Source organism: Ensifer adhaerens (assembly GCF_001270265.1).
In the GTDB taxonomy this organism is placed as follows: Bacteria; Pseudomonadota; Alphaproteobacteria; order Rhizobiales; family Rhizobiaceae; genus Ensifer; species Ensifer adhaerens_B.
In genome coordinates this window covers 35,729-60,737 of the sequence record NZ_LGAP01000013.1, presented here as the reverse complement: position 1 = coordinate 60,737, position 25,009 = coordinate 35,729, and the positions used below count along the sequence as shown (strand labels likewise).

Annotated in this window: 17 protein-coding genes and 1 tRNA gene; 13 read left to right on the top strand and 5 right to left on the bottom strand. The window is 61.8% G+C overall.

Translation table 11 applies throughout. The features are described 5' to 3' along the window. Window positions 1-86: 86 nt before the first annotated feature. The 4 genes from AC244_RS19135 (at window position 87) to AC244_RS19120 (ending at window position 4,160) form a co-directional block, all read left to right on the top strand. Window positions 87-1,181, top strand: a complete 1,095-nt coding sequence (locus AC244_RS19135; RefSeq protein WP_053250417.1) for a polyamine ABC transporter substrate-binding protein — start codon at window positions 87-89, stop codon at window positions 1,179-1,181. 101 nt (window positions 1,182-1,282) lie between these two features. Beyond that, on the top strand, window positions 1,283-2,425 hold the full coding sequence (locus AC244_RS19130; RefSeq protein ID WP_053250505.1) for an ABC transporter ATP-binding protein: 1,143 nt from the start codon (window positions 1,283-1,285) through the stop codon (window positions 2,423-2,425). 4 nt (window positions 2,426-2,429) lie between these two features. Then, window positions 2,430-3,341, top strand: coding sequence for an ABC transporter permease subunit (locus tag AC244_RS19125; RefSeq protein ID WP_053250416.1), 912 nt, complete (start codon window positions 2,430-2,432; stop codon window positions 3,339-3,341). A gap of 3 nt (window positions 3,342-3,344) precedes the next feature. Continuing rightward, on the top strand, window positions 3,345-4,160 hold the full coding sequence (locus AC244_RS19120) for an ABC transporter permease (protein ID WP_053250415.1): 816 nt from the start codon (window positions 3,345-3,347) through the stop codon (window positions 4,158-4,160). 155 nt (window positions 4,161-4,315) lie between these two features. Here the strand turns inward: AC244_RS19120 and AC244_RS19115 are convergent, their stop codons facing one another. After that, window positions 4,316-6,139, bottom strand: coding sequence for an AsmA-like C-terminal region-containing protein (locus AC244_RS19115; RefSeq protein ID WP_053250504.1), 1,824 nt, complete (start codon window positions 6,137-6,139; stop codon window positions 4,316-4,318). 176 nt (window positions 6,140-6,315) lie between these two features. On the opposite strand from AC244_RS19115, the gene AC244_RS19110 reads away from it, so the two are divergent. Further along, entirely contained in the window at window positions 6,316-8,268 is a 1,953-nt protein-coding gene (locus AC244_RS19110) for an acetoacetate--CoA ligase (RefSeq protein WP_053250414.1), read from the top strand. Window positions 8,269-8,538: 270 nt separating this feature from the next. On the opposite strand, the gene AC244_RS19105 is transcribed toward AC244_RS19110, so the two are convergent. Both AC244_RS19105 and AC244_RS19100 read right to left on the bottom strand, forming a co-directional pair. Next, complete coding sequence (locus AC244_RS19105) at window positions 8,539-10,221, bottom strand: ABC transporter permease (RefSeq protein WP_053250413.1); 1,683 nt, start codon at window positions 10,219-10,221, stop codon at window positions 8,539-8,541. A gap of 201 nt (window positions 10,222-10,422) precedes the next feature. After that, window positions 10,423-14,049, bottom strand: a complete 3,627-nt coding sequence (locus AC244_RS19100; protein ID WP_053250412.1) for a PAS domain-containing sensor histidine kinase — start codon at window positions 14,047-14,049, stop codon at window positions 10,423-10,425. A 230-nt stretch (window positions 14,050-14,279) separates the two neighbouring features. On the opposite strand from AC244_RS19100, the gene AC244_RS19095 reads away from it, so the two are divergent. The 4 genes from AC244_RS19095 to AC244_RS19080 all read left to right on the top strand — a co-directional run bounded on the left by AC244_RS19095 (window position 14,280) and on the right by AC244_RS19080 (window position 18,102). Continuing rightward, on the top strand, window positions 14,280-14,729 hold the full coding sequence (locus tag AC244_RS19095) for a phasin (protein ID WP_053250411.1): 450 nt from the start codon (window positions 14,280-14,282) through the stop codon (window positions 14,727-14,729). Between the two features lie 148 nt (window positions 14,730-14,877). After that, window positions 14,878-14,954: transfer RNA gene (locus AC244_RS19090), tRNA-His, on the top strand. 399 nt (window positions 14,955-15,353) lie between these two features. After that, window positions 15,354-17,117 (top strand): adenylate/guanylate cyclase domain-containing protein, encoded by a 1,764-nt coding sequence (locus AC244_RS19085; protein ID WP_053250410.1) that lies wholly within the window; start codon window positions 15,354-15,356, stop codon window positions 17,115-17,117. 304 nt (window positions 17,118-17,421) lie between these two features. Beyond that, entirely contained in the window at window positions 17,422-18,102 is a 681-nt protein-coding gene (locus tag AC244_RS19080) for a peroxiredoxin-like family protein (protein ID WP_053250409.1), read from the top strand. A 101-nt stretch (window positions 18,103-18,203) separates the two neighbouring features. Here AC244_RS19080 and AC244_RS19075 read toward each other — a convergent pair whose 3' ends face one another. Further along, on the bottom strand, window positions 18,204-19,085 hold the full coding sequence (locus tag AC244_RS19075; RefSeq protein ID WP_053250408.1) for a LysR family transcriptional regulator: 882 nt from the start codon (window positions 19,083-19,085) through the stop codon (window positions 18,204-18,206). Window positions 19,086-19,201: 116 nt separating this feature from the next. Between AC244_RS19075 and AC244_RS19070 the strand changes: the two genes are divergently transcribed. The 3 genes from AC244_RS19070 (at window position 19,202) to AC244_RS19060 (ending at window position 23,154) form a co-directional block, all read left to right on the top strand. Further along, window positions 19,202-20,698: a CoA-acylating methylmalonate-semialdehyde dehydrogenase gene (locus AC244_RS19070; protein ID WP_053250407.1), complete on the top strand. Its 1,497-nt coding sequence runs from the start codon at window positions 19,202-19,204 to the stop codon at window positions 20,696-20,698. 304 nt (window positions 20,699-21,002) lie between these two features. Continuing rightward, window positions 21,003-22,109 carry a YjgN family protein gene (locus AC244_RS19065; protein WP_082366940.1) on the top strand — a complete coding sequence of 369 codons (1,107 nt, stop codon included), beginning with the start codon at window positions 21,003-21,005 and terminating at the stop codon, window positions 22,107-22,109. Beyond that, on the top strand, window positions 22,099-23,154 hold the full coding sequence (locus AC244_RS19060) for a M48 family metallopeptidase (protein WP_053250406.1): 1,056 nt from the start codon (window positions 22,099-22,101) through the stop codon (window positions 23,152-23,154). The genes AC244_RS19065 and AC244_RS19060 overlap by 11 nt, the downstream gene beginning before the upstream one ends. Window positions 23,155-23,260: 106 nt before the next feature. Here the strand turns inward: AC244_RS19060 and AC244_RS19055 are convergent, their stop codons facing one another. After that, a complete protein-coding gene (locus tag AC244_RS19055; protein WP_414735937.1) occupies window positions 23,261-24,280 on the bottom strand; it encodes a Fe(3+) ABC transporter substrate-binding protein in 1,020 nt (339 codons plus the stop codon). 213 nt (window positions 24,281-24,493) lie between these two features. Here AC244_RS19055 and rirA point away from each other — a divergent pair, with 213 nt between their 5' ends. Continuing rightward, on the top strand, window positions 24,494-24,958 hold the full coding sequence (gene rirA / locus AC244_RS19050) for an iron-responsive transcriptional regulator RirA (protein WP_053250404.1): 465 nt from the start codon (window positions 24,494-24,496) through the stop codon (window positions 24,956-24,958). The last annotated feature ends 51 nt before the right edge of the window (window positions 24,959-25,009 follow it).

Below are 25,009 nucleotides of genomic sequence, written 5' to 3'. Positions count from 1 at the left end.
AACCTCGCCTCCGGAGCGATCCAGAATGGGCCTGGATCCGTGTCACGGGGCGGCCTTGTCCGGACCGATAATAACGAGGGAACTGTATGTCCAAATTCATCGTTACAACCATGGCGACGGTCATGCTGGCCGGTTCGACCATGCTCGCTTCGGCGCAGGAGCGGGTGGTCAACGTCTATAACTGGTCGGATTACATCGACAGCAGCATTCTGGAAGACTTTACCAAGGAAACCGGCATCAAGGTCGTCTACGACGTCTTCGATTCCAACGAGATCCTTGAAACCAAATTGCTCGCAGGCGGCTCGGGCTATGACGTCGTCGTCCCGACGGCGACGTTCCTGCAGCGCCAGATCGCGGCCGGCGTGTTCCAGAAGCTCGACAAGTCCAAGCTTCCGAACCTTGCCAACATGTGGGACGTGATCATGGAGCGTACGGCCAAGTACGATCCGGGCAACGAATACGCCGTCGACTATATGTGGGGCACCACTGGCATCGGCTACAACGTCGACAAGATGAAGGAAATTCTCGGCACCGCCGAGAAGCCCAGCTGGGACGTCATCTTCAAGCCGGAACTGGCCGCCAAGTTCAAGGATTGCGGCATCCATGTTCTCGATTCCCCGACGGATGTGATGCCGTCGGCGCTCGCTTATCTCGGTCTCAACCCGGACAGCCACGAAACGGCGGACCTCGAAAAGGCGGCTGAACTGCTTGCCAGCGTTCGTCCCAATATCCGCAAGTTTCATTCGTCGGAATATATCAACGCCCTTGCCAACGGCGACATCTGCCTCGCAGTCGGCTTTTCCGGCGACGTCTTTCAGGCCCGCGACCGTGCGGCCGAAGCCAAGGCCGGCGTGACGGTCGATTATGCGATCCCCTCGCAGGGCGCGCAGATGTGGTTCGACATGCTCTCCATTCCGGCAGACGCTTCGCATGTCGCCGAGGCGCATGAGTTCCTCAACTATATGATGAAGCCGGAGGTCGTCGCCAAGGCGTCGAATTATGTCTTCTACGCCAACGGCAACAAGGCCTCGCAGCAGTTCCTCGACAAGGCGGTTCTCGAAGACACCGCCATCTATCCCACTGATGATGTGATGCAGAAACTGTTCACTGTCACGCCGTTCGAGGCGAAGGAGCAGAGGGTGCTGACCCGGCTCTGGACAAAGGTCGTCACCGGCCAGTAAGAGCGAAACGAATTGCCCGGACCTCAAATCCGGGCAATTTTCTTAAAGGGGCACCGGGGAAAACGAGAGTGCCCATCGGCTGTATCATTCGGGGATAGATGATGAAGTCACTCGGCAGTATCAGGCGCTCTTTCGCCCCCTGGGCGGATCCTGCGTCCAAGCCATTCATTTCCGTCAAGAACGTCACCAAGAAGTTCGGCGATTTCACCGCCGTCGACGATCTTTCGCTCAACATCTATACGCGCGAATTCTTTGCGCTCCTGGGGGCCTCGGGCTGCGGAAAGTCGACGCTTCTGCGCATGCTGGCCGGTTTCGAGCAGCCGACCTCGGGCGAAATCATCCTCGACGGCCAGAGCCTTGCCGGTATTCCGCCCTACCGGCGGCCCGTCAACATGATGTTCCAGTCCTATGCGCTGTTTCCGCATATGACCGTTGAGACCAACATCGCCTTCGGCCTGAAGCAGGACGGCATGCCGAAGGCCGACATCGCCGAGCGTGTCGGCCAGATGCTCAAGCTGGTGAAGCTCGAAAAGTTTGCCAAACGCAAGCCGCACCAGCTTTCCGGCGGCCAGCGTCAGCGCGTCGCGCTGGCGCGCTCGCTCGCCAAGCGGCCGAAGGTGCTGCTGCTCGACGAGCCGCTGGGCGCGCTCGACAAGAAGCTGCGCGAGGAAACCCAGTTCGAACTGATGGACCTGCAGCAGGAGCTCGGCCTGACCTTCGTCGTGGTCACGCACGACCAGGAAGAGGCAATGACGATGGCGGATCGCATTGCCGTCATGAGCCATGGCAAGGTCGTGCAGGTGGCAACGCCGGCTGAAATCTACGAGGCGCCGAACTCGCGCTTCGTCGCCGACTTCATCGGCGACGTGAACATCTTCGACGGAACCGTCTTTGCCGCCGAAAACGGCTATCTCCGCATTGAAACCGGCAACGGCTTTCCCATCCGCATGGCATCGCCGGAGAAGCCGGCCATCGGGGCCAAGGCTGCGGCCGCCATTCGCCCGGAAAAGATCCGTGTCAGCCGCCAGCCGCCGGCGCATGCGCCGATCAATGCCGTCGAGGGTGAGATCTGGGACATCGGCTATCTCGGCGACATGACCGTCTTTCACGTCAGGCTGAAGGATGGAAGGGTCGTCAAGGCGTCCTCCCTGAACGCAGTGCGCGCTGTCGAAGACCCCTTCGGCTACGACCAGCAGGTCTGGATTTCGTTCGGCGAAGACGCCGGCGTCGTCTTGAAGGATTGAAGCCATGGCGAGAGTTGCATCAGCCCTCTTCAGCCGCCTGGTCATCATCATCCCCTATGCCTGGCTGCTGTTCTTCTTTCTCATTCCCTTCTTCATCGTCTTTCGCATTTCGTTGTCGCAGACTGCGGTGGCGATGCCTCCCTATACGCCGGTCTTCGATCTGTTCGGCGGCCTTTCCGGCGTCATGGAGAAGGCGCGAGAGTTCTCATTCGACAACTATGTCTGGCTGACCGAGGACGCTCTCTATTTCAACGCCTATGTCTCGAGCGTCATCATCGCCGGCATTTCGACGATCCTGACGCTGATGATCGCCTACCCCATCGCCTACGGCATGGCGAAGGCGCCGAAATCGATCCGCCCGACGCTTCTGATGCTGGTGATCCTGCCGTTCTGGACCAGCTTCCTGATCCGCGTCTACGCCTGGATCGCCATCCTGAAGCCGGAAGGACTGCTCAATCAGTTCCTGATGAGCATCAATGTTATCGACCAGCCGCTGATCATCCTCAACACCAATTGGGCGATCTATATCGGCATCGTCTATTCCTATCTGCCTTTCATGGTGCTGCCGATCTATTCGTCGCTCGAGAAGATGGATCACACCCTGACGGAGGCGGCGCTGGATCTCGGCTGCACGCCGTTCTCGGCCTTCTGGCGCGTCACCTTCCCGCTGTCGCTCGCCGGTGTCGTTGCCGGCTGCCTGCTGGTCTTCATTCCGGCGGTCGGCGAGTTCGTCATCCCCGATCTGCTCGGCGGATCGGAAACGCTGATGATCGGCAAGACGCTCTGGAACGAGTTCAACGCCAACCGCGATTGGCCGGTCTCCTCGGCGGTGGCAACGATCCTGCTCTTGATTTTGGTGATACCGATCGTGTTCTTCCAGAACGCGCAGGCCAAAGCCGACGGCGAGGGGAGGTAGGTCATGGGCAACTGGTCACGCTTCAACATCGCCTCGATCGTACTCGGCTTCGGCTTCCTCTACCTGCCGATCGTGCTCTTGGTGATCTTCTCGTTCAACGAATCGAAACTCGTCACCGTCTGGGCCGGGTTTTCGACCAAGTGGTACGCGCAGCTCTGGCACAATCAGGCGCTTCTCGATGCGGCTTGGGTCACCATCCGCGTCGCGCTGATCTCGGCCACCTGCGCGACGGTGCTCGGAACGCTCGCGGCTTTGGCGCTGGTGCGCTACACGCGCTTTCGCGGCCGCATGCTGTTTTCCGGTATGGTCTATGCGCCGCTCGTCATGCCCGAGGTGATCACCGGTCTGTCGCTGCTGCTGCTGTTCGTCGCCATCGGGCTTGATCGCGGTTTCTGGACGATCACCCTTGCACACATCACCTTCACCATGTGCTTCGTTGCCGTCGTCGTGCAGTCGCGGCTCCTAAGCTTCGACCAGTCGATCGAAGAGGCGGCATTGGATCTTGGTGCGACCCCGGTCAGGACCTTCTTTGCGATCACCCTGCCGGTGATCGCGCCGGCCGTCTTTTCCGGTTGGGTACTGGCCTTCACGCTGTCGCTCGACGATCTCGTGATTTCGAGCTTCACCACGGGGCCTGGTGCCACCACGCTGCCGATGAAGATCTACAGCCAGGTCCGCCTGGGGGTGACGCCTGAAATCAACGCGATCTGCACGATCCTCATCGGTATTGTCGCCATCGGCGTCGTCGTCGCCTCGATCGTGACCAAACAGCGTGAAGCGCAACGCGAGAAGGACGAGCGCGCCGCTTTCGCGCAGTAGAGCCTTTCCAGGAAAAGTGCGATGCGGCTTTCCGTTAGGAAATGCGCAAAAACAAAGAGTTAGACCGCTTTTGCGACTCCGCATAAAGCGGAAACGGTCTAACGCTTAGCTCCGTTTTTCAAGAGATCGGCCGGTGCTTCCAAGCACCGGCCGATTCAGTTCGGCTCGCCGAGAACGGACAGCGGCGAGATCCCTGCGTTCGGCCAGGAGCCCCCGACGAAGAACCGCAGTCGCTGGGGCGCATTGCCGGCGTCGGTAAAGGTTCCGGCGAGAGCCAAGCTGCCGCTGCGATAGGGGACGACGCCATTGACCGACAGGCTGCCCGTCGGCCCGGTAAAAATAGCGCGGTTCAACCGGGCAGATCCGTCGCTGAAACGCGCCTCGATGTCGGCGCGCTGGAAATCGAAGGTGCCGCTGCCGGCCTGCGACAACGAGAAGAACTCACCCTTGCGGACCAGGTCGGAGAAGGCGTTGGCGTCGAACTCCGAGAGTGTGCCGTTGGCAAGCGACAATGTCAGGCGTCCGGAGGCATCGGCTGCCTGCGGCGTCCAGAACGGATGGTCGGTCGCGAGATCGAGACTGACGCTGCCGCGTCCCGTCGGTACCGGGCCGGTGAAGCCGAAGTCGGCGACGGCCGCCGCAAGATCCGCATCCTTCAGCACCAGCTCCAGCTTGCCGCCACGGGTCAAGCCTGCTTCCGACAACACGAGGCGGCCGCTGAGCCTGCCGTCGGCATAGGTGCTGTCGCCGATATCGAGTGACGCACGCCCGTGATCGATCATGACGCCGGCCGCCACATCGGTGAGCCGCAGCGGGCCGATCGCCGCTTCCTGTGTCGAAAGGCGCACGTCGACGCGCCATGTGCGGGCGAAAGCGTCCGTCATGTGCCTGGCAAGTTCTTCGGGATCGACCGGAAGCTGCGCGAAGAGCGGCTGCAGCCCGTTGAGATCGATCCGGTCGAAGGCGAGCGTGCCCTCGACGCGCGGCGTGTCGTCGGCGGGAGCGACAACGTCGAGCACGCCGGTCGCCGTCGCGCCGCCGATCGACAGTTGCAGGTCGTCCAGCTTCAGCGTCGCGTCCCCGGTCGTGACATTGGCATTGAGATTGAAGCTGCTCTCGGGCAGCCCTTCGTGCGCCTTGCCCTCGAACCAGGCGGCAAGCGCCGGCAATGATGCGGTAGAAACCTGAAGACGGCCAGAGGCGAAGGGTTTCATCGACAGATTGCCGACACCTTCGAAGGAGAAGTTGAGAGGCGCCGAGGTCAGCGACGTCTTCAGCGTCGTGTTGCGGCCGGCCAGAAGCGTCAGCGGTTCGTCGCAGGCCAGCGCCCAGGTCACGGCCTGCCCGCCGATCATGGTCGACAGTTGCGCATTCAGCCGTCCGGCGAAGGAGGGCCACTTCACGGTACCGGATATGCCGGGAAATTCACGCGCATAGTTGGTCGTCCGGTCGAAGACCTGCAGACGGCCGTTCTCGATGGTGATGTCGCCGAACGGCGTGTCGTTGCCGTCGGCGGTGGGCTCGCGCGGCGCAAGCCAGCGCGGTCGCTCCCAATTCAGCGCGCCGTCGATGCCGCGTTCCAGTGTCACCACCGGTTCGATCAGGCGGATGTCTTCCAGCGCCGGTTCGCCGCGAAGTGCTGAAAGCAGGCTGAAGGCTGCGGTGATGCTGCCGATCCGGGCGAGTGTGCGCGGATTGCCATCGGTCGTCTCGATCGTGGCTCCGTACAATGTCAGCGTCGGGTTCGGCCAGAAGCGGATGTCCGGCTCGCCGGTTATCCTGCTCTTTCCACCGGACCAGGCGTCGAGCATGCGCTCCATCGTCGGCCGCACGTCCGTCGTCGAGATAACGAGCGGCAGGGCCGCGTTGTATCCGACGGCAAGCACGATGCCGATCGCCGCCGGCCAGAGGAAATGGCGACGGCGAAGCCGCGACCAGGGGCGTGATTCACCCATCATATGCAGGATTTTTCTTGTCATTTCCGCCTGGTTGCCCATCGCTTGGGATCACGCAGCTTGGATAGGCTTTCGGCTCGCATAAATCAAATGCGGTCGACACGGAAATGTCGCCAATGCGACGCCGGAGCAGGTTCCGCTGCTGTTTATTTTGCGTTGCAGCATGGTATAGAGAGCGTGGAGTAGGAGTGGAGGAAAGCATGCAGTCTGAGCAACCTTTGTGGGTTCCCGGTCCAGAGATCCGCGAGCACAGCCCGATGGCGCAGTTCATCGCCTGGTGCAGCGAGCGATTCGGTAGAAGCTATGCCGATTATGACGCGTTTCACGCCTGGTCGGTTGCCGAGCGCGGCGATTTCTGGACGGCGGTCTGGGAGCATTGCGAAGTCATCGGCGATCGTGGCGCAACGGCTCTCATCAATGGCGATCGCATGCTCGACGCCCGCTTCTTCCCCGAGGCGTCGCTGAATTTCGCCGAGAACCTGCTGCGGCGGGCCGGCAGCGACGATGCGCTCGTTTTCCGCGGCGAGGACAAGGTCAGCTACCGGCTTTCCTGGGACGATCTGCGTGCGCTGGTCTCGCGGCTGCAGCAGGCGCTGAAGGCGCGCGGCATCGGCAAGGGCGACCGCGTCGCCGCCATGATGCCCAACATGCCCGAAACGATCGCGCTCATGCTGGCGACAGCCTCGATCGGGGCGATCTGGTCGTCCTGTTCTCCCGATTTCGGCGAGCAGGGCGTTCTTGATCGCTTCGGTCAGATCGCCCCGAAACTGTTCATCGCCTGCGACGGCTATTGGTACAACGGCAAACGCCAGGACGTCGACGCCAAGGTTCGTGCGGTCTCGGCAGCTCTGGGCGTGCCGACGCTCATCGTTCCCTATGCGGGGGAAGCGAGGGTACTGGCGGCATCGATCGCCGAAGGCGTGACGCTCGACGATTTCACCGCTCCGTTTGCAGCCAAGGCGCTCGCCTTCGAGCGCTTGCCGTTCAGCCATCCGCTCTATGTGCTGTTCTCCTCGGGCACCACGGGTGTTCCGAAGTGCATCGTTCATTCGGCCGGCGGCACGCTGCTGCAGCATCTGAAGGAGCATCGCTTCCACTGCGGCCTTGGAGACGGGGAGAAGCTCTTCTATTTCACCACCTGCGGCTGGATGATGTGGAACTGGCTCGCTTCCGGCCTGGCGGTCGGCGCGACGCTTTGCCTGTTCGATGGCTCACCGTTCTATCCGGACGGCAACGTCCTCTTCGATTATGCGGCGGAAGAAACCTTTGCCGTGTTCGGCACGTCTGCAAAATACATCGACGCGGTCCGCAAGGGCGGTTTTGAGCCGGCAAAGACCCACGACCTTTCCCACCTGCGCCTTCTGACCTCGACCGGCTCGCCGCTGTCGCCCGAAGGCTTCTCCTTCGTCTATGAGGGCATCAAGTCGGACGTCCAGCTTGCCTCGATTTCCGGCGGCACCGACATCGTCTCGTGCTTCGTGCTCGGCAATCCGCTGAAGCCTGTGTGGCGTGGCGAGATCCAGGGCCCGGGCCTCGGACTGGCGATGGATGTCTGGGATGACGAGGGCCGCTCCGTGCGCGGTGAAAAGGGCGAACTGGTCTGCACCAAGGCATTCCCGTCGATGCCGGTGATGTTCTGGAACGATCCCGAAGGCGTCAAATACCGCGCCGCCTATTTCGAACGTTTCGACAATGTCTGGTGCCACGGTGATTTCGCCGAATGGACGTCGCATGGCGGCATCGTCATCCATGGCCGCTCCGACGCGACGCTCAATCCGGGCGGCGTGCGCATCGGCACGGCGGAAATCTATAACCAGGTCGAACAGATGGAAGAGGTCGCCGAGGCACTCTGCATTGGACAGGATTGGGAGGACGACGTGCGCGTCGTGCTGTTCGTGCGCATGGCATCCGGCGTCTCGCTCGATGAGCAGTTGGAGAAGGCGATCAGGAACCGCATCCGGATCGGCGCATCACCGCGCCACGTGCCGGCGAAGATCATCGCGGTCGCGGATATTCCGCGCACGAAATCCGGCAAGATCGTCGAACTGGCGGTCCGCGACGTCGTGCATGGACGCCCGGTCAAGAACAAGGAGGCCCTCGCCAACCCGGAAGCGCTCGATCTTTTCGTCGGGCTCGATGCCCTCAAAAATTGAGGGGCGTTAACTTGTTCGCGCTTTTGGAATTAACCAAGCCTTCAGACATGCTGAAAAATCCCTAAAATTGTCGGATCGGCTGGTAAGGTCTTGTTTACGATTGGGGGCGCATGGTCAGGCCAACTTGAGGCCGGCCGATGAGTGGTCGGCGCCTGGCAGCGATGCCGCCGCAGACATGATGTCATTACTTCTCGAGCATTTGTTGGTTTAGCATTCAATTATCGAGGTGGCCTCCCAGCCACCTCTTTTTTTGCCTTGGCGTCGGCCGGGTCAGGGCCGGCGTTCCATCGATCTCGAAACCAGGATCACAGGGATCATGCCGGCAACAACGATGATCATCGCAGCCACCGATGCATCCTCGACCTTCGCACGCGATGCGTCCTCATAGACGAGCGTTGCAAGCGTGTTGAAGTTGAACGGGCGCAGCATGATCGTCGCCGACAGTTCCTTCATGGTCTCGATGAAGACGAGCAGCGCAGCGGTCAAGACGGCAGGGCGCATCATCGGCAGAAGCACGGTGCGCAGCGTCTGCCCGCCGGTGCGGCCGAGTGCACGTGCTGCCATGTCGAGGTGCGGCGACAGCTTCTGGAAGCCGGCCTCCAGCGTGCCTTCGGCCATGGTGAGGAAGCGTACGGTGCAGGCATAGATGATGGCAAAGCCCGTTCCCGTCATCATGAGGCCGGTGGATATGCCGAAGGTGCTGCGAAAGCCGGCGTCGACCAGATTGTCGAGTGCGGCCAGCGGGAAGAGCACGCCGATCGCCAGAACCGTGCCGGGCACGCCGTAGCCGAAGGAGGCGAGGCGGCCGGCCGTGTCGGTGAAGCGCGAGCGTCCGGTGCGGGCCGCATAGGCAAGCACGAAGCCGAGCAGCACCGTGAACAGCGCCGTGGCACCGGAAACCAGCATACTGTGGAAGAGTGCGTTCAGCAGCCGTGGCTCGATGAATTGATCTAGCCGCTTCAGCGCGTAATTGCCGAGGATCAGGAACGGCACAGCAAAGCCCGAGAGAACCGGTAGCAGGCAGGCGATCGTCGCGGCCCATTTCTTCCAGCCGGAAAGCGGGAGCCTGACGGCGTCATGAACCGCGGATGTCGTCTTCTGGCTGGAAAAGCGCTGCCTGCGCCGTGCGGCACGCTCGATCATCATCAGGCCGATGACGAAGACCAGCATGATGCAGGCGATCTGCGCCGCGCCGGCAAGGCTGCCGCGGTTGAGCCAAGTGTCGAAGATCGAGAAGGTGAGCGTCTGCACGCCGAGGAATTCGACGGCGCCGATGTCGTTCAGCGTCTCCATCGCCACCAGCGTCAGGCCGATCATGATCGCCGGTCGCGCCATCGGGATCTGGATGCGGAAGAACACCTTGAGCGGCCCGGCGCCGAGCGTGCGGGCGACGTCAGCCGCTGCGCGCCCCTGCATCAGGAACATCGAGCGGCAGGCCAGATAGATATAGGGATAGAGCACCGAGCTCAGCACCAGGACGGCGCCGCCGAGCGAGCGGATGTCGGGGAACCAATAGTCGCGGCTGGTCTTGAAGCCGAAGATGGCGCGGATCAGCCCCTGCACCGGCCCGGTGAAGGTGAACAGTTCGCCGAAGGCATAGGCCGCGAGATACGCGGGAATGGCTAGCGGCAGCACCAGGGCCGCAGACAGCAGTCGGCGCAGCGGAAACTCACAGCTCGCCACCAGCCATGCCGTCAGGATGCCGACGACGGCGGTGACCGCACCGGTCAACCCGATCAGCAGCAACGTGCGGATCGTGGCGCGCGGGATGACGTTTTGCATGAGATGCGGCCAGTCTGCACCGCCACCTGAAATCGCGAGCCACGCGATGGCGAGGATCGGCATCAGCACGATCAACGATGCGCCTCCGGCCCACAAGGCGAGCAGCGGATGGGAAAGACCGGTTTTTGCGCCGGTGCGGCGCTGTTTGAGGCTTTGTGACGTGGACTGCAATCGATCGAATCCGGAGCGAAACGGCTACAGCGCCGCGCGTCGAATATGACGCGCTAAGGACGCTGTAACGCTTGAAACTCGCCGCATGATCTTCTCCTTAAATCGACTACGATTTAAGGAGAAGATCATGCAGTAGGAATAGCCGTGAGGATGCCAACAAACTGGCTTCCTCAAGTCAACATTTCCTTACAGCATCTGTCCTCAGTTCGCCAAGACGCGTTGTGACGGGAAGGAGATTTCCACCAATGTGCCCTCGTTCGGTGCGGAGGTAATGGCGAACTGGGCGCGGTTGGCTTCGGCCATGGCCTTGGTCAGCGGAAGACCGAGCCCGGTGCCGTCGCCACGCTTGCGGCCTCCGGTGGTCACCTGCCGGAACGGCTTCATCGCCTGATCGAGTTCTCCGCGCGTCATGCCGACGCCGGTGTCGCGGATGCGCAGGATCACACTGCCGTTCGCCTCATAGGAGGTCGACACCACGATCTGGCCGCCGGACGGCGTGAAGCGGATGGCGTTCGCCAGGATATTGAGCGCGATCTGCTTGATCGAGCGGCTGTCGGCAACCACGCTCGGCACCGCTGCCGAAAGCGACGTGCGGATGATGACGCGCTGGCTGTTTGCTTGCGGCTGCACCAGCGACACCGCTTCGGAAACCGCATCGTTGATTTCGACGGAGCCGAAGTCGAAATCCATCTCGCCCGCCTCGATCTTCGAGATGTCGAGCAAGTCGTTGACGATATCGAGCACATGGCGGCCGGAGCGGCCGATGTCGCCGGCATATTCGATATAGCGCGGATGGCCGACAGGGCCGAAATGCTCGCTCGCCATCATATCGGAAAAACCGATGATCGCATTGAGCGGCGTGCGGATCTCGTGGCTGACGCGTGCCAGGAACTCGGTCTTGTGGGCATTTGCCGTCTCGGCCGCGCGCTTGGCGTTGCGCAACTCTTCCTCAGTCCGCTTCCACTGGGTGATGTCGCGGATGACGGCGCAGTATCCGTTAGAGGCAGACAGGCGGCCGATGGTCATGAACAGCGGCAGGAAACCGCCTGCCGCCTCGCGGCCGATCACTTCGCGGCCGTCGTTGAGCACGCTGGCAACGCCGTGGCCGGACAGGCCCTGCAGATAGTCTATGACCGCCTTCTGGCTCTCATGGGCAAAGAGCGCTGCAAACGGTTTGCCGCGGATTTCGCTCTCATCGTAGTTGAAGAGCGCGCTCGCCGAGCGGTTGATCGAGCGGATATCACCGTCGTGTCCGAGGATGACGACACCATCGGTCGCCGTCTCGAGGATCGAGCGCAACTCGTCGATTTCGGTCTTGAGCTTGTCGACCTGTTCGTCGACGACGGGAGCCTGGCTCGCTTCAACCTGGCTGGCTTCGCTCTCCTGGGGTTGCGAGGCTTCGGTCGATGCCAGCGCCAGCATCAGCGCGCTCTTGCCGTCCCAGCGGATCGAATGCAGGTGCGCCGTCACCGCAACGAGCTGACCGGTCTTGCGGATCAGCGTCATCGTGCCGTCGGGCTCGGTGTCGCCAATCTCTTCGTCATTGGCAAACAGCGCGTCGATGCCGCCTTCCTGCTTGAAATCATCGAGAGTGTCGTAGCCGGTCAGTCGCAGGAATTCCGGATTGGCGTGCAGCAGGTCGTCGCCGAGATGCACGAGCAGGCCGACAGGCAGGCTGTCGAGGATCTCTCCGCTGAAGCCGACGGTCGCGATCGCCGCCGGATCCATGCCCCCCTCGGCCAGGTCGTCGGATCGCGGTTCGGCTGCGGCCACCTCGATCGAAGCCTCTGGCGTCTCGAGTTCGGGCTCGCCGGTCGCGGTCGGCGCGGCCTCAACAGCTGCTTCGTCGTCGGGTTCGGATACCTGCCGTTCCGTTTCGCCTTGGATGGCGTCGTTGGAAGCTTCGTCCGACGGGGTGTCCTGCGCCTCTGGGCGCGCTACGAAATTCTCGCCGAGCTGTCGCGCGATTTCGCGAAACGCCGCCTGTTCGCCGCGGGTGAGCGCGCTCGAGCCGGCGGGGCGGTGTTGCTCGAGTTCGATGATCTTGTCGGAAGCCCGCCGTCCAGGCGTCTCGACGATGCGAAGCGCCGGGCGTTCGCCGAGGAAGGGATCGGCCGGCACCGCAGGCTGGCCGGTCGTTCCTGTCTCGGTCGGCTGCGGCTCGTCAGCAAAAAGCGAGGGCTCGTCGGTCTCATGCTCACCAGCGGTCGGGATCTCGTTGGTCGCATCTTCAGCGTTTGCCAGGTCATCCGCAGCAGCCGGGACGGCCACGTCCACCACCTCAATCGCACCCTCGTCACGATCGAGTGAAAGACCGTTGGCGTTTTCGTCCTCGACGGCGTCTGCAACGCGCACGATGCCGAAGCCGCGGAAGCCGTCGAATTCCCGCGAGCGCGAGTAGGTCGGCAAGGCGGCGAGGTCGACCGGAACCTTGAGGCTCGTGCCTTCCACCGGCCAGAAGATCGTCTTGCCGGACCAGGTGTCGCGGCGGTGCAGCAGCTCGTTGATCTTGTTGTCGGGGTCGAGGCCGTAGCGCGCGGCGAGGGAGGCGAAGCTGACGCCGATCACGTCGGCAGCCTTCGGCCCGACGGCGGAGGCAAATTCCTCCGAGATTTCGCTGAACTGGCCTTCCGCGTCGATCTTCCAGACGAACCGCACCGCCCGCCCGCCGGTTGCAAAGGCGAAGTCGGACTGAGCGTCAGTGGCCGCGTCGCCGTGCTCGGACGGTTCCGCCGGCACCAGGTCGGCGACGGGGGCTGCCTCAGCGGTCGGCAATTGCTCCGCGCCGCCGTCGACGGCGTCTGTCTGCTCTGGGGCCTCATCGGCTGTTTCGGCGGTCGCCATCTCCAACGGCGTCTCGAAATCGGCGTCGATGGTGAGGTCGCGCGAAGCTTCCTCGATCTCGGTCGATGAGACGATATCGTCCGCCTCTGCAGGTGGCTGCTCGATTTCGCCTTCGGTGACGATCTGCCCATCCGTTGAAGCCAGGCCACCAGGAGCCGATTGCTCGTAGACTGTTTCCATAGCGTCGGCGGCCATGGCTGCGTCCATTTCGACGGCAGCGGGCGCGACCTCGGTAACAACGTCACCCTCGACGACGCCCGCAACGGCTGCCGGCGGTAGCACAGCCTCGGCCGGTGCTTCATCCGGGTCGAGGTTGCCGAGGATGGTTTCCACCGCGAAGAGAAGATGAAGTGCTGGTTCGTCGGCGATCTTACCAATGGCGGCGGGCAGGTGTCCCTTTGCCGTGGCGACCGGCCGCTTGATCAGCCAGTCGTGGTCGCGGGCAACGGCCAGGACGAGCTGGCGCCGCGTCTCGTCGGACATGCCGAGATTGGCAAAACCCGGTGACTGCGCGACGATCGCGCCGTCGGCGTCGAGCACGGCCATGTGCGTGTCCGGGCCGTCGAGGCCGGCGATCATGTGCGCAGCGCGATCCTCCGTCGAAAGCGGTTTTCCGGAATGGGGCGCGGTGAAAAGCACGCCGAGTTCGTCCGGCCGGACACGGATCAGTTCCACCGCCGTGTTCAGCGGCACGCTTCGAAAGCCTGAGGCGATACGCATCAAAAGCTGACGACGGTCGCCGACCGAAACGAGCTGCGTCGCAGCCGCCTTCAACTGGCGCACCGACAGGTCGTTCGGATTGGGGCCAATGTCGATGAAGTCGTAGATGGAACCGACGCCGAAGAACGCGGCGCCCTGATCGTTGGCCCAGAGAACGCGGCCAAGATCCCTCGAAAACAGGATCGCCGCATCGCCGCGCGCAAAATGTTCGCGCACCCGCTCATGCACGGCAATGTCGATGAAGGGGTACTGTCTTGCGGGCATGAACGGGCCTATTGACGGGACGCTGGTACGTTAACACTCTATTAATACCCGCCGAGAGGCTGAGGGTCCAGCAATCGGCGTCTCTCGCTCACCCCTTTCAGTGCGAAGGGTTAACGCAGATGATTTTGTGCACTGCACAATTTTATTGCAATGCACAAGAGTATCGATTATATAGCGTGCATCAATCAACGGCGCCTCAAATGAGGGCCCTGACACCAAGGAGCGCTTTCATGGCTACCAAGAAGACCGACGACGCATTTTCCTTCTCCTCTTTCGACCCGGCAAAGGTTGCCGATAACTTCCGCGACTTCGCGGAAAAGGGCGCGGCCCAGTCGAAGGACGCCTATTCCAAGATGAAGACCGCTGCCGAGGAAGCAAGCAAGACCGTCGAAGCGACGCTTGAAAGCGCCCAGACCGGCAGCGTTGAACTCGGCCTCAAGGCCATCGACGCCCTGCGCACCAATGCCGAAAACTCGCTTTCCCACATGGAAGCGCTGCTCGGCGTGAAGTCGCTGTCTGAATTCGTCGAACTGCAGACCTCGTTCTTCCGCAAGCAGGCTGAACTTGCCGTCGAACAGACCAAGTCGATGCAGGAAGCAACCAAGAAGGTTGCCGAGAATGTTGCAAAGCCCGGCAAGGACGCCGCTGAAAAGGCGATCTCGTCTTTCAAGAAGGCCTGATCCTCGCCGGCCCCTGGCCGCGCTGGACATGAATGGGACCGGGTGGCTTGCCATCCGGTCTTTTTACTGGATAATCTCAAGTTTAGGCTTGCAAAGCGACGGAAGTCTCCGTATGTGAGCCGCCAAGCGACTGATGTCGCTCGTATGTGCGGTTGTAGCTCAGTTGGTTAGAGCGCAGGTTTGTGGCACCTGAGGTCGGAGGTTCGAGACCCCCCAACCGTACCATTCTCTTTATATCTATCTGATATTAAGCGCTTTTCGCGCACCCGCTCCGTCTCTATCGACGTTCTCTGGACATTTGCACGACAAATGCACCACAATCGACGGTGCGGGTTGGTCGTGCCAACGCTAAAATCCGCTTTAAGGCAGGAGCGGAATTCCAAACGTCGCTGTGTCCATCTCCGCCATCGACCCGAACCGGTCGTTCCTGAGGGCCGGATCGCACCCTGAAGCCGACATTCTTTGGAACTGCATCGGCGCACCACACAAGTGGAGGTTGGCGCGCCCTGCAACGATGTTGGATATCGATCAACCAGCTTCAAGCCGAATGGACATGGGAGCAAGACGCCAGTAAAATTTCGCCAATGGGCGCTAGCAAGGCGCCCCAGGAAGGCGCCATTGTCCATGGCCAACGAACCCATCACACGGCGGCTTGCCGCCATTTTGGCGGCTGACGTAGTCGGCTACAGCCGGCTCATGGAGCGTGACGAGAAAAGCACCTACACGCAGCTCATGGCGCGATGGAAAGAGGTGTTGGAGCCGCTCGTCGCTACACATCAGGGCCGCGTCTTCAAGAGGACCGGCGACGGCGTGCTCGTCGAGTTCTCCAGCGCCGTCAACGCCGTCGAATGCGCCGCGGCACTTCAGCGGGCCATGGCAGCCGCCAACAAGGACGTGCCGCCAGACCTGGCGATCGTGCTTCGCGTCGGCGTCAACCTGGGCGACATCATGGTCGCTGACAGCGATCTCTACGGCGATGGGGTCAATGTGGCGGCCCGCATCGAGGCGCTTGCCAGGCCTGGCAGCGTGGCCATTTCGGATGGCGTTCATGAATATGTGCATGGTCGCATCGACCTCGACTTCGTCGACAGCGGTCATCACGAGGTCAAGAACATCGAACGCCCGGTGCACATCTGGACGTGGTCGCCGGACGACCGCACGAGCGATCCCATCAAGATTGCCACCGAAGCCCCGCCGCAGCTTCCAAAGAAGCCATCGATAGCCGTTCTGCCGTTTGACAACATGTCCGGCGACCCGGAGCAGGGTTATTTCGCCGACGGCATCACCGAGGACATCATCACGGATCTCTCAAAGGTTTCCGGTCTGTTCGTGATCGCCCGCAACTCCTCTTTCGCCTACAAGGGCAAGGCGCCGGATATCCGCAAGGTGAGCCAGGAACTTGGCGTCCGCTATGTCCTGGAAGGCAGCGTGCGCCGGGCCGCTGATCGAATCCGCATCAATGCCCAGATGATCGACGGCACGACCGGCGGTCATCTATGGGCCGAGCGCTACGATCGGGGAATTGAAGATATCTTCGCGGTTCAGGACGAAGTGACCCGCACCATCGTCGCCGCGCTCAAGGTGAAGCTAACAACCGACGAGGAAGAGCGACGCGGGAGCCTCGGCAAGGTCGATCCGGAAGCCTACGACCTGCTTGTCCGCTCCCGCCAGGCTATCCTACGGTTCGATCCCGTGTCGTCTTCGGAAGCGCGCAGCATGCTCGAGCGCGCGATCGCCATCGACCCGGGGCTTGCTGCGGCCTATGCTTCGCTCTCGATCATCGCCTTGACGGACTACATCAACAGGTGGAACGGCGGGACCGTCGACAATGTCCGGCGCGCATTGGAGCTCGCCCAGAAAGCCGTCGATACCGACGACAACGAGCCGCATGGCCATCATGCGCTCTCGCTGGCGCTCTGTTGGATGCGGAACTTCGACGACGCCGAGCGCGCCGCGCAACGGATGATCGAACTCGATCCCAATTCCGCCGGCGGCCATACCGCCCTCGGCACGATCAGGGATTTTCAAGGCCAGTTCGAAGAGGCCTTGCCATTCTATACGCGGGCGCACCGGCTCGATCCGCAATTCGACCTGTCGCTGCATTTCCTGGGGCGGACGTTGTTGAACCTCGGCCGTTTCGGCGAGGCCGAGATCGCCTTCAAGCGCCGCCTGGCGCTTGCGCCGCGATCGGACATGACGCGCTTTTATCTCGCCTGCCTCTATGGTCGCACCGGGCGCCACGAGGAAGCACGCCGCTACTGGCACGAGGTATTCGAGGTCAACCCGAACTTTTCCATCGATCACCTCAGGCGGGCCTTGCCCTACCGGGATCCCAATGTGCTCGATCGACTGGCGGGCGGACTCCGCGAGGCCGGAGTGTCCATCTAACCAGGGAAGGCGCGGATCAGGAGGTCCATTCGACCTCGCCGCCGTGCCGTCCCGTGGCACGGATGACGTTTCGCTGCTTACTGCTTGCTCGTCGGCCAATGTGAGGCCATTCTCAGGTCGATCCTGGCTGTACGCTAAGACGCGAGGTCAGGCCGTGCGGCGCTTAATCTCGACCCCGACAACATGGCGGAGGCCGAGAGCCTTTTGCGTTGGAGCAGGACGTGTGCGCCCAGTACGGGCCCGACCTCGAAGCGCTTGTCGTGCTGCCTCTTCTTCATTGGTCCTTCGGGCGAGGAGGTTGACCATGTCTGCACATTATCTGGGCCATCCGTTACAACCGGGCGACCAGGCTCCGAACTTTGTGCTGGATGCGATCTCACGCGAGGGGAAGATCGCACTTGATGATTTTCGCGGCCGTCGCCCGTTGTTGGTCGGTTTGTTTCGAGGCCTGCTGTGTCCGTTCTGCCGACGCCATGTCGCGGCGATGGCACAGTTCAACGCGGCCCTGCGCGAAAAAGGCGTCGATTCTCTAGCGGTGGTCAACACTCCGGTCGAGCGCGCGCGACTCTATTTCCGCTATCATCCGATACCCGGTCTTCTGGCTGCATCGGACCCGGAACGAGCTTCACACCGCGCCTTCGGCTTACCCCTCATCGAGTTCACGGAGAATGAGACCGACTGGCCACGCAAGGTCGGAATGGACATGATCATGACAATGCGGGTCGATCGGCCGGATGAATTGCCTGAACCGATGGATCCGGCGACCGCGGACGACCTTCTCAGCAAGAAGGATGGGTACGAAATCACAGAAGCCGATCAGCAGGTGAGGATACCCGGCCATATGCAGCTCGTCGGCCAGTTCCTGCTCGATCGAGAAGGTGTGGTGCGCTGGAGCTTCACGGAAGTTGAGGACCAAGGCCGAAATATGTGCCAAGCGCTGAACTCCGAAGAATTGATGTCGGCAGCTTCACAAGTCGCACATTGACAGCGAAAAACGCGCTCGGCGAAACCGCCGCGTTGGATTCTGTGGGGAAAGACATTCGCCGGCGCGCGATTGCCCCGGATCTCTCCGGCTCTGTTGCGCGGTCAGGCGAATATCTGATGTTCTGCCGTCACCAGTTCCTGCAGAAACGCCACTACTGTGCGCACGCGGACGAGGTCGCGGGCGCTTTCATGATAGGTCGTCCAGTAGGCGCGGCGGATGGTCGTGTCCGGCAGGATGCGCTCGAGTTCGGGCGTGTGCCGGGCGATGTAGTTGTGCAGGATACCGATGCCGGCGCTGGAGCGTACCGCTTCCGTCTGGCCGGTGGCGCTCGAGATCTCGAAGGCGGCGTCCCAGCTGCGCATGATCTCGGCGGAGAAATTGAGCGACGGAGTGAAGATCAGGTCTTCGACATAGCCGATGCGGCGATGGTGCTTGAGGTCGTCGATCGTTTGTGGCGTGCCGTGCTGCGCAAGATAGGTCGAGGAGGCGTAAAGGCCGAGCGTGTAGTCGGTGAGTTTTGAGGAGACCAGGCGGCCCTGTTCCGGCCTTTCGATGGTGATGGCGATATCGGCTTCGCGCTGCGACAGCGAGAAGGAGCGGGGGACCGGCACGAGCTGCAGCTTCAGTTCCGGATAACGCGCCGTCAGCCGGCCGAGACGCGGCGCCAGGAAAGAGACGCCAAATCCATCGGGCGCGCCGATGCGCACGGTGCCGGCGATCGCCGTGTCGATGCGTCCGATCTGTGACTGCGCCGCCAGCATCTCCGTTTCCATTCGCTCGGCGGCCGCCAGGAAGATCTCGCCTTCGGCCGTCAGCTCGCAGCCGTTCGGCCGGCGCACCAGGAGGCGGGTCTTTAGGGTTTCCTCAAGAGCTGTGACCCGCCGGCTGAGCGTGGCGTGGTTGAGGCCGAGGCGCTTGGAGGCGGCAAGGATCTGCCCGGTGCGCGCGACCGCCAGAAACATTCTCACGTCGTCCCAGTTCATGTTTCTGATCCTCATGGGCTTCAATTTGTGCACAACGGTTGCTGAATATCGGAAATTGCTTTGTTCAAATCGTAGTGCGATCATGCCACCACAATCAAGATCAGGAGGAGACATCCATGTACGAACTCGGTCATTTCATCGATGGCAAGCGCGTCGCCGGCACAAGCGGGCGCAAGAGCAACATCTTCAACCCGGCAACGGGCGAAGTGCAGGGCACCGTGGCGCTGGCAAGTGACGCGGAACTCGCTGCTGCCGTCGCAAGCGCCAAGGCCGCGCAGCCGAAGTGGGCTGCCACCAACCCGCAGCGCCGCGCCCGCGTCTTCATGAAGTTCGTCGAACTTCTGAACACCCACATGAACGAGCTTGCCGAGATCCTCTCGCGCGAGCACGGCAAGACGATTGACGACGCCAAGGGCGATATCGTCCGCGGCCTGGAAGTCTGCGAATTCGTCATCGGCATTCCGCACCTGCAGAAGAGCGAATTCACCGAAGGTGCCGGGCCCGGCATCGACATGTATTCGATCCGCCAGGCCGTCGGCATCGGCGCCGGCATCACGCCGTTCAACTTCCCTGCCATGATCCCGATGTGGATGTTCGCCCCGGCGATCGCCTGCGGCAACGCCTTCATCCTGAAGCCGTCCGAGCGTGACCCGTCCGTTCCGGTCCGCCTTGCCGAACTGATGATCGAAGCAGGTCTGCCGGCCGGCATCCTCAACGTCGTCAACGGCGACAAGGGCGCTGTCGACGCGATCCTCACCAACCCCGATATCTCGGCCGTATCCTTCGTCGGCTCGACCCCGATCGCCCGTTACGTCTATGGCACGGCTGCCATGAACGGCAAGCGCGCCCAGTGCTTCGGCGGCGCCAAGAACCACATGATCATCATGCCGGACGCCGATATGGACCAGGCCGCCAACGCGCTGATGGGCGCCGGCTACGGCTCGGCCGGCGAGCGCTGCATGGCGATTTCGGTTGCCGTGCCGGTCGGTGAGGACACCGCCAACCGCCTGATCGCGAAACTGACGCCGATGGTCGAAAGCCTGCGCATCGGTCCCTATACCGACGAGAAGGCCGACATGGGCCCGGTCGTCACCAAGGAGGCCGAGCAGCGCATCCGGAGCCTGATCGACAGCGGCGTCGAACAGGGTGCGAAGCTCGTCGTCGACGGCCGCGACTTCAAGCTCCAGGGCTATGAGGACGGTCACTTCATCGGCGGCTGCCTGTTCGACCATGTGACCCCTGACATGGATATCTACAAGACGGAAATCTTCGGACCGGTTCTCTCGGTGGTCCGCGCCAAGGACTACGAGGAAGCCCTCGATCTGCCGATGAAGCACGAATACGGCAATGGCGTCGCGATCTACACCCGCGATGGCGATGCTGCCCGCGACTTCGCGTCGCGCATCAACATCGGCATGGTCGGCGTCAACGTGCCGATCCCGGTTCCGCTCGCCTACCACTCGTTCGGTGGCTGGAAGTCCTCGTCCTTCGGCGACCTCAACCAGCATGGCACGGACTCGATCAAATTCTGGACCAGGACGAAGACCATCACCGAGCGCTGGCCCTCGGGCATCAAGGACGGTGCCGAATTCGTCATACCGACGATGAAGTAACGACGGGATAAAGATCCTCCCGCCTCCAGGGCCTCCTTCGGGAGGCCCTTTTTTGTTGCTTGCCGGGCACTTCCTGTTGCATGCCATTTTGCACTGCAACTAATTTGATATGCTCGAGGCGGCGGAAAATTGATTCGCGCCTTGATCGAATATTGCAAGCATTTCGACCGTTCTTTTGCATGGAAGGCTCATCCGGGGGATAGCCACAGTTCGCTGGGTTCACAAATGACGTCATCCTGTCGCAACGCGGCGCTTGTCTGTTAGCGGGCCGCCGCAAGCTGATTTCATTGAGAGAGGTTTTATCATGGTCGTGGCCGAAACGGCGTCGATGCACGGGACGTTGACGCAGAGGGTACCGGACAATTTCCACCGCCTGGCGTTTACCGGCAGCGGAAAAGAGTATTTTGGCATCTGGATCGTCAACGTGCTGCTGACGATCATCACGCTCGGCATCTATTCCGCCTGGGCAAAAGTCCGCCGCAACCGCTATTTCTACGGCAATACGGTGCTGCTCGGGCGCGCCTTCGAATATCATGCGAAGGGCAAGCAGATCCTGATCGGCCGGGTGATCGTGTTCGCCTACCTGATTTTCTACAACGTTATGCTGACCTTCGTGCCGATCGCCGGCATCATCCTTGCGCTGCTGCTGGTGGCCTTCGTGCCGTGGCTGGTTGTCAGGGGCCTGCGCTTCAGTGCCCGCGTCACCAGCTACCGCAATGTGCGGTTCGATTTCGTCGGCGGCGTCGGCGGTGCGTTCCTCGCCTTTATCGTCGGTCCGGTGATTTCGGTCCTGACACTCGGCATCCTGGTGCCGCTCGCCAGCCGCTGGTCCTACCGCTACATCGGCAGCAACCTGCGTTACGGGCAAAGAGCGTTCGCGACCGATCCTTCCGTCGGTGCGATCTACAAGTCCTGGTTCCTGTCGGCGGCCATTATCGTCGCTGGCCTGTTGATCATTGCCTTTGTCGGCTTCCTCAATCTGGCCGTGATCATGACGCTGTTCGACGGTTCCTATGTGGCCACCCCGGAAATGCAGGTGTCTCTGGTCGCGTTGGCCGTCCTTGGTTACATCGCATTCTTCTCGATCTTCGGGGTCGCGGCCCTGTTCTATCGTGCCGGCGTGCGCAACGTGTCCTGGTCGGCGACGACCTTCGACGGCAAGCATCAGCTGACGAGCGATCTGTCGCGGGCCCGTTACGCCTGGATCGCGATCACTAACGTGATCGTCACCCTCTTCACGCTGGGGCTTATGCGTCCCTGGGCCGCCGTGCGCATGGCGCGTTATGTCAATGAGCATACGGGCGTTCATTTCGAAGGCAATGTCGGCGAGATGTTCGACCGGATCGCCCAGGAAGGTTCGGCCGTCGGTTCGGAGTTCATGGATTTCGAAGGTTTCGACTTTGGCTTCTAGCGGCACTGAGATTGCTGTTGGCGAGTGGCATCCGGTCGGTTCCAGCCGGTCGGTGCCCTCGCGGCTGATCGAAGATGGCGGTGGCCTCAAGGCTTTGGACGGCGCCGGCGCCGTGCTCGCAACCGGCGCCCTTGCCGCGGTCGATATTTCCGCGCGTGTCGGTGCCATTCCGCGTCGTGTCGAATTTCCCGACGGTTCGCTGTTCGAGACGATCGACAACGATGCCGTGGATCGTTTCCTGAAGGGGAAGGGAAAAACCAATCTCGTCCACGAATGGGAGCGCTTTCACCCGCGCCTGATCGCGGTCGTCCTGGCGACCGTGCTCTGCGGTGTGGCGATCTATCGTTATGCCGTGCCGGCGCTGGTCGAAGTGGCGGTGCTGGTGACGCCGCCGATCGTGCCGAAGATCATGTCGGCAAGCACCTTGGAGACGATGGATCGAACGTTGCTCGACACGTCGGCGCTGGCAGCTGAGCGCCAGGACAAGATCCGTGACGGGTTCAAGGCAATCGCGCGCCTGTCCGATCGTGGCGAAGGCGGCTATAGCCTCAACTTCCGCAAGGGCGGCACCATCGGCCCGAATGCGTTCGCGCTGCCCGACGGCACGCTGATCGTTACCGACGAACTGGTCGAACTTGCCGGCGACGACACGGAAATGATCGTCGGCGTGCTGGCGCACGAGATCGGTCACGTCGAGCTTGAACATAGTCTGCGGCAGATCTACCGCGCCGCCGGGGTCGCCGGGCTGATCATGATGATCGGCGGCGATATCGGATCCGGTGCGGAAGACATCCTCGTGCAGGGCGCAGGCCTCCTGTCGCTCTCCTACTCGCGTGCGGCGGAAGCGGCGGCGGATCGGCACTCGGTGGAGCTAATGCTGAAAGCCAGGCGTGATCCGACGGCGATTGCCCGGTTCTTCGACTTGCTCGAGAAGGAGCTTGGCGACAGTTCCGATACCAGCATCCTTGCGACCCATCCCGGAACACCGGAGCGACGCAAGACGATCCTCGACTATGCCGGCGAACTGAGGACGCAAGGTCAGTAGCGCCCGGGCCTGTCGAGCGGCTTCGCGATACACGGTACGACGGCATCATCAAAACGAAAACGGCGGGCACTCGGCCCGCCGTTTCCAGTTCATGCGACTGCTGAAATCAGTCCTGCGGACCGTCGTTGTAGCCGACCTTGTCGACCAGTTCGGATGCTTTCTTGCGGTTGGCGGCAATGTCCGCCAGCGGCAACTCGTCGGGCTTGATCGTGCCGAAGGACTTGACCACGTCGGAGGGCTCGGCACCCGGCAGCACCGGATATTCGTAGACCTGCTCGGCGTAGATTTTCTGCGCTTCGCCTTCCGACAGGAATTCCATCAGCTTCAGCGCGTTGTCCTTGTTCGGAGCGTTCTTGGCGAGCGCCATGCCCGAAATGTTCACATGCGTGCCACGGTCCTTGGCGTTCGGGAAGAGCACCTTGATGGCTGCTGCCCATTCCTTCTGCTCCGGCTCCTTCTCGTTGGTCAGCATCAGACCGACGTAGTAGGTGTTGCCGAGTGCGAGGTCGCACTCGCCGGCGAGGATCGCCTTGGCCTGGTCGCGATCACCGCCGTCGGGCTTCTTCGCCAGATTGTTCTTCAGGCCGGTCAGCCACTTCTCGGTCTCGGCTTCGCCGTTGTGGGCGATCATCGAGGCGAACAGGCCGATATTGTAGGAGTGCTGGCCATCACGGGTGCAGATCTTGCCCTTCCACTTCGGATCGGCGAGGTCCTCATAGGTGATGTCGTTTTCGGCGACGCGGTCCTTGGAGGCGTAGACGACGCGACCGCGGGTGGTCAGGCCGAACCAGTTGCCATCCGGGTCGCGGAAGTGTGCCGGGATGTCCTTGTTGATCGTCTCATTGGCGACCGGCTGCGTCACGCCCGCGTCCTTGGCTTCGGTGAGGCGGCTGATGTCGACGGTGAGGATCACGTCCGCCGGCGAGTTGGCGCCTTCGGCCTGGATGCGCTCGACGAGGCCCTTGTCGAGGAACAGCACGTTTGTCGTGATGCCGGTTTCCTTGGTGAAGGCATCGAGCAGCGGCTTGATCAGGTCGGGCTGACGATAGGAATAGATGTTGACCTCGCCATCGGCCCAGGCTGCAGTGGACGCGAGCAGGCTGGCGGTGAGAGACAATACGCCCATTGCAGCTCTTGAAACGGACATGGCTTCCTCCATTTTTTGGTTTGAGCTAAGTTAACAAAATCGCTCATCTTTTTGATCTGCAGCCGCCCAACAGTCAATCGGGAAACGGTTAACGATCAAGCAGATGTGACTTTTTTGGTTTTTTGGAATTGTTCCAAACTACGATCCGTCCTATATCAAGGTTCGATAAACCTCTCGATTCCGGAGCGAATGATGCGACTGACGAAACAAACGAACTACGCAGTTCGCATGTTGATGTACTGCGCTGCAAACGGCGACAAGCTCAGCCGCATTCCCGAAATCGCCAGGGCCTATGGCGTCTCCGAGCTGTTTCTGTTCAAGATTCTCCAGCCGCTGACCCGCGCTGGCCTGGTTGAAACCGTTCGCGGCCGAAACGGCGGCGTCCGCCTGCCGAAACCCGCTTCGGCAATCACCCTGTTCGACGTCGTCAAGGTGACGGAAGACAGCTTCGCGATGGCCGAGTGCTTTGAGGCTGGTGAAATCGATTGCCCGCTGGTTGACAGCTGCGGCCTCAACGCCGCCCTGCGCAAGGCTTTGAACGCCTTCTTCGAGGTGCTTCAGGGCTACACCATCGACGATCTGGTCAAGGCCCGTCCCCAGATCAACTTCCTGCTCGGCCTCGAAGAGACCAAGCGCCCGCAGACGACCGCGGCCTGATCCGGCTTTTCCAGCGCCGCGTGTTAAGTATGACGCTCGGCGCTGCAACCC

Coding starts and splice junctions, on each gene's coding strand:
- AC244_RS19120 (WP_053250415.1), top strand. CDS start 3,345: ATGGGCAACTGGTCACGCTTCAACATCGCCTCGATCGTACTCGGCTTC.
- AC244_RS19115 (WP_053250504.1), bottom strand. CDS start 6,139: ATGACAAGAAAAATCCTGCATATGATGGGTGAATCACGCCCCTGGTCG.
- AC244_RS19075 (WP_053250408.1), bottom strand. CDS start 19,085: ATGAACTGGGACGACGTGAGAATGTTTCTGGCGGTCGCGCGCACCGGG.
- AC244_RS19065 (WP_082366940.1), top strand. CDS start 21,003: ATGGTCGTGGCCGAAACGGCGTCGATGCACGGGACGTTGACGCAGAGG.
- AC244_RS19110 (WP_053250414.1), top strand. CDS start 6,316: ATGCAGTCTGAGCAACCTTTGTGGGTTCCCGGTCCAGAGATCCGCGAG.
- AC244_RS19055 (WP_414735937.1), bottom strand. CDS start 24,280: ATGGGCGTATTGTCTCTCACCGCCAGCCTGCTCGCGTCCACTGCAGCC.
- AC244_RS19100 (WP_053250412.1), bottom strand. CDS start 14,049: ATGCCCGCAAGACAGTACCCCTTCATCGACATTGCCGTGCATGAGCGG.
- AC244_RS19095 (WP_053250411.1), top strand. CDS start 14,280: ATGGCTACCAAGAAGACCGACGACGCATTTTCCTTCTCCTCTTTCGAC.
- AC244_RS19085 (WP_053250410.1), top strand. CDS start 15,354: ATGGCCAACGAACCCATCACACGGCGGCTTGCCGCCATTTTGGCGGCT.
- AC244_RS19135 (WP_053250417.1), top strand. CDS start 87: ATGTCCAAATTCATCGTTACAACCATGGCGACGGTCATGCTGGCCGGT.
- AC244_RS19125 (WP_053250416.1), top strand. CDS start 2,430: ATGGCGAGAGTTGCATCAGCCCTCTTCAGCCGCCTGGTCATCATCATC.
- AC244_RS19080 (WP_053250409.1), top strand. CDS start 17,422: ATGTCTGCACATTATCTGGGCCATCCGTTACAACCGGGCGACCAGGCT.
- AC244_RS19070 (WP_053250407.1), top strand. CDS start 19,202: ATGTACGAACTCGGTCATTTCATCGATGGCAAGCGCGTCGCCGGCACA.
- rirA (WP_053250404.1), top strand. CDS start 24,494: ATGCGACTGACGAAACAAACGAACTACGCAGTTCGCATGTTGATGTAC.
- AC244_RS19130 (WP_053250505.1), top strand. CDS start 1,283: ATGAAGTCACTCGGCAGTATCAGGCGCTCTTTCGCCCCCTGGGCGGAT.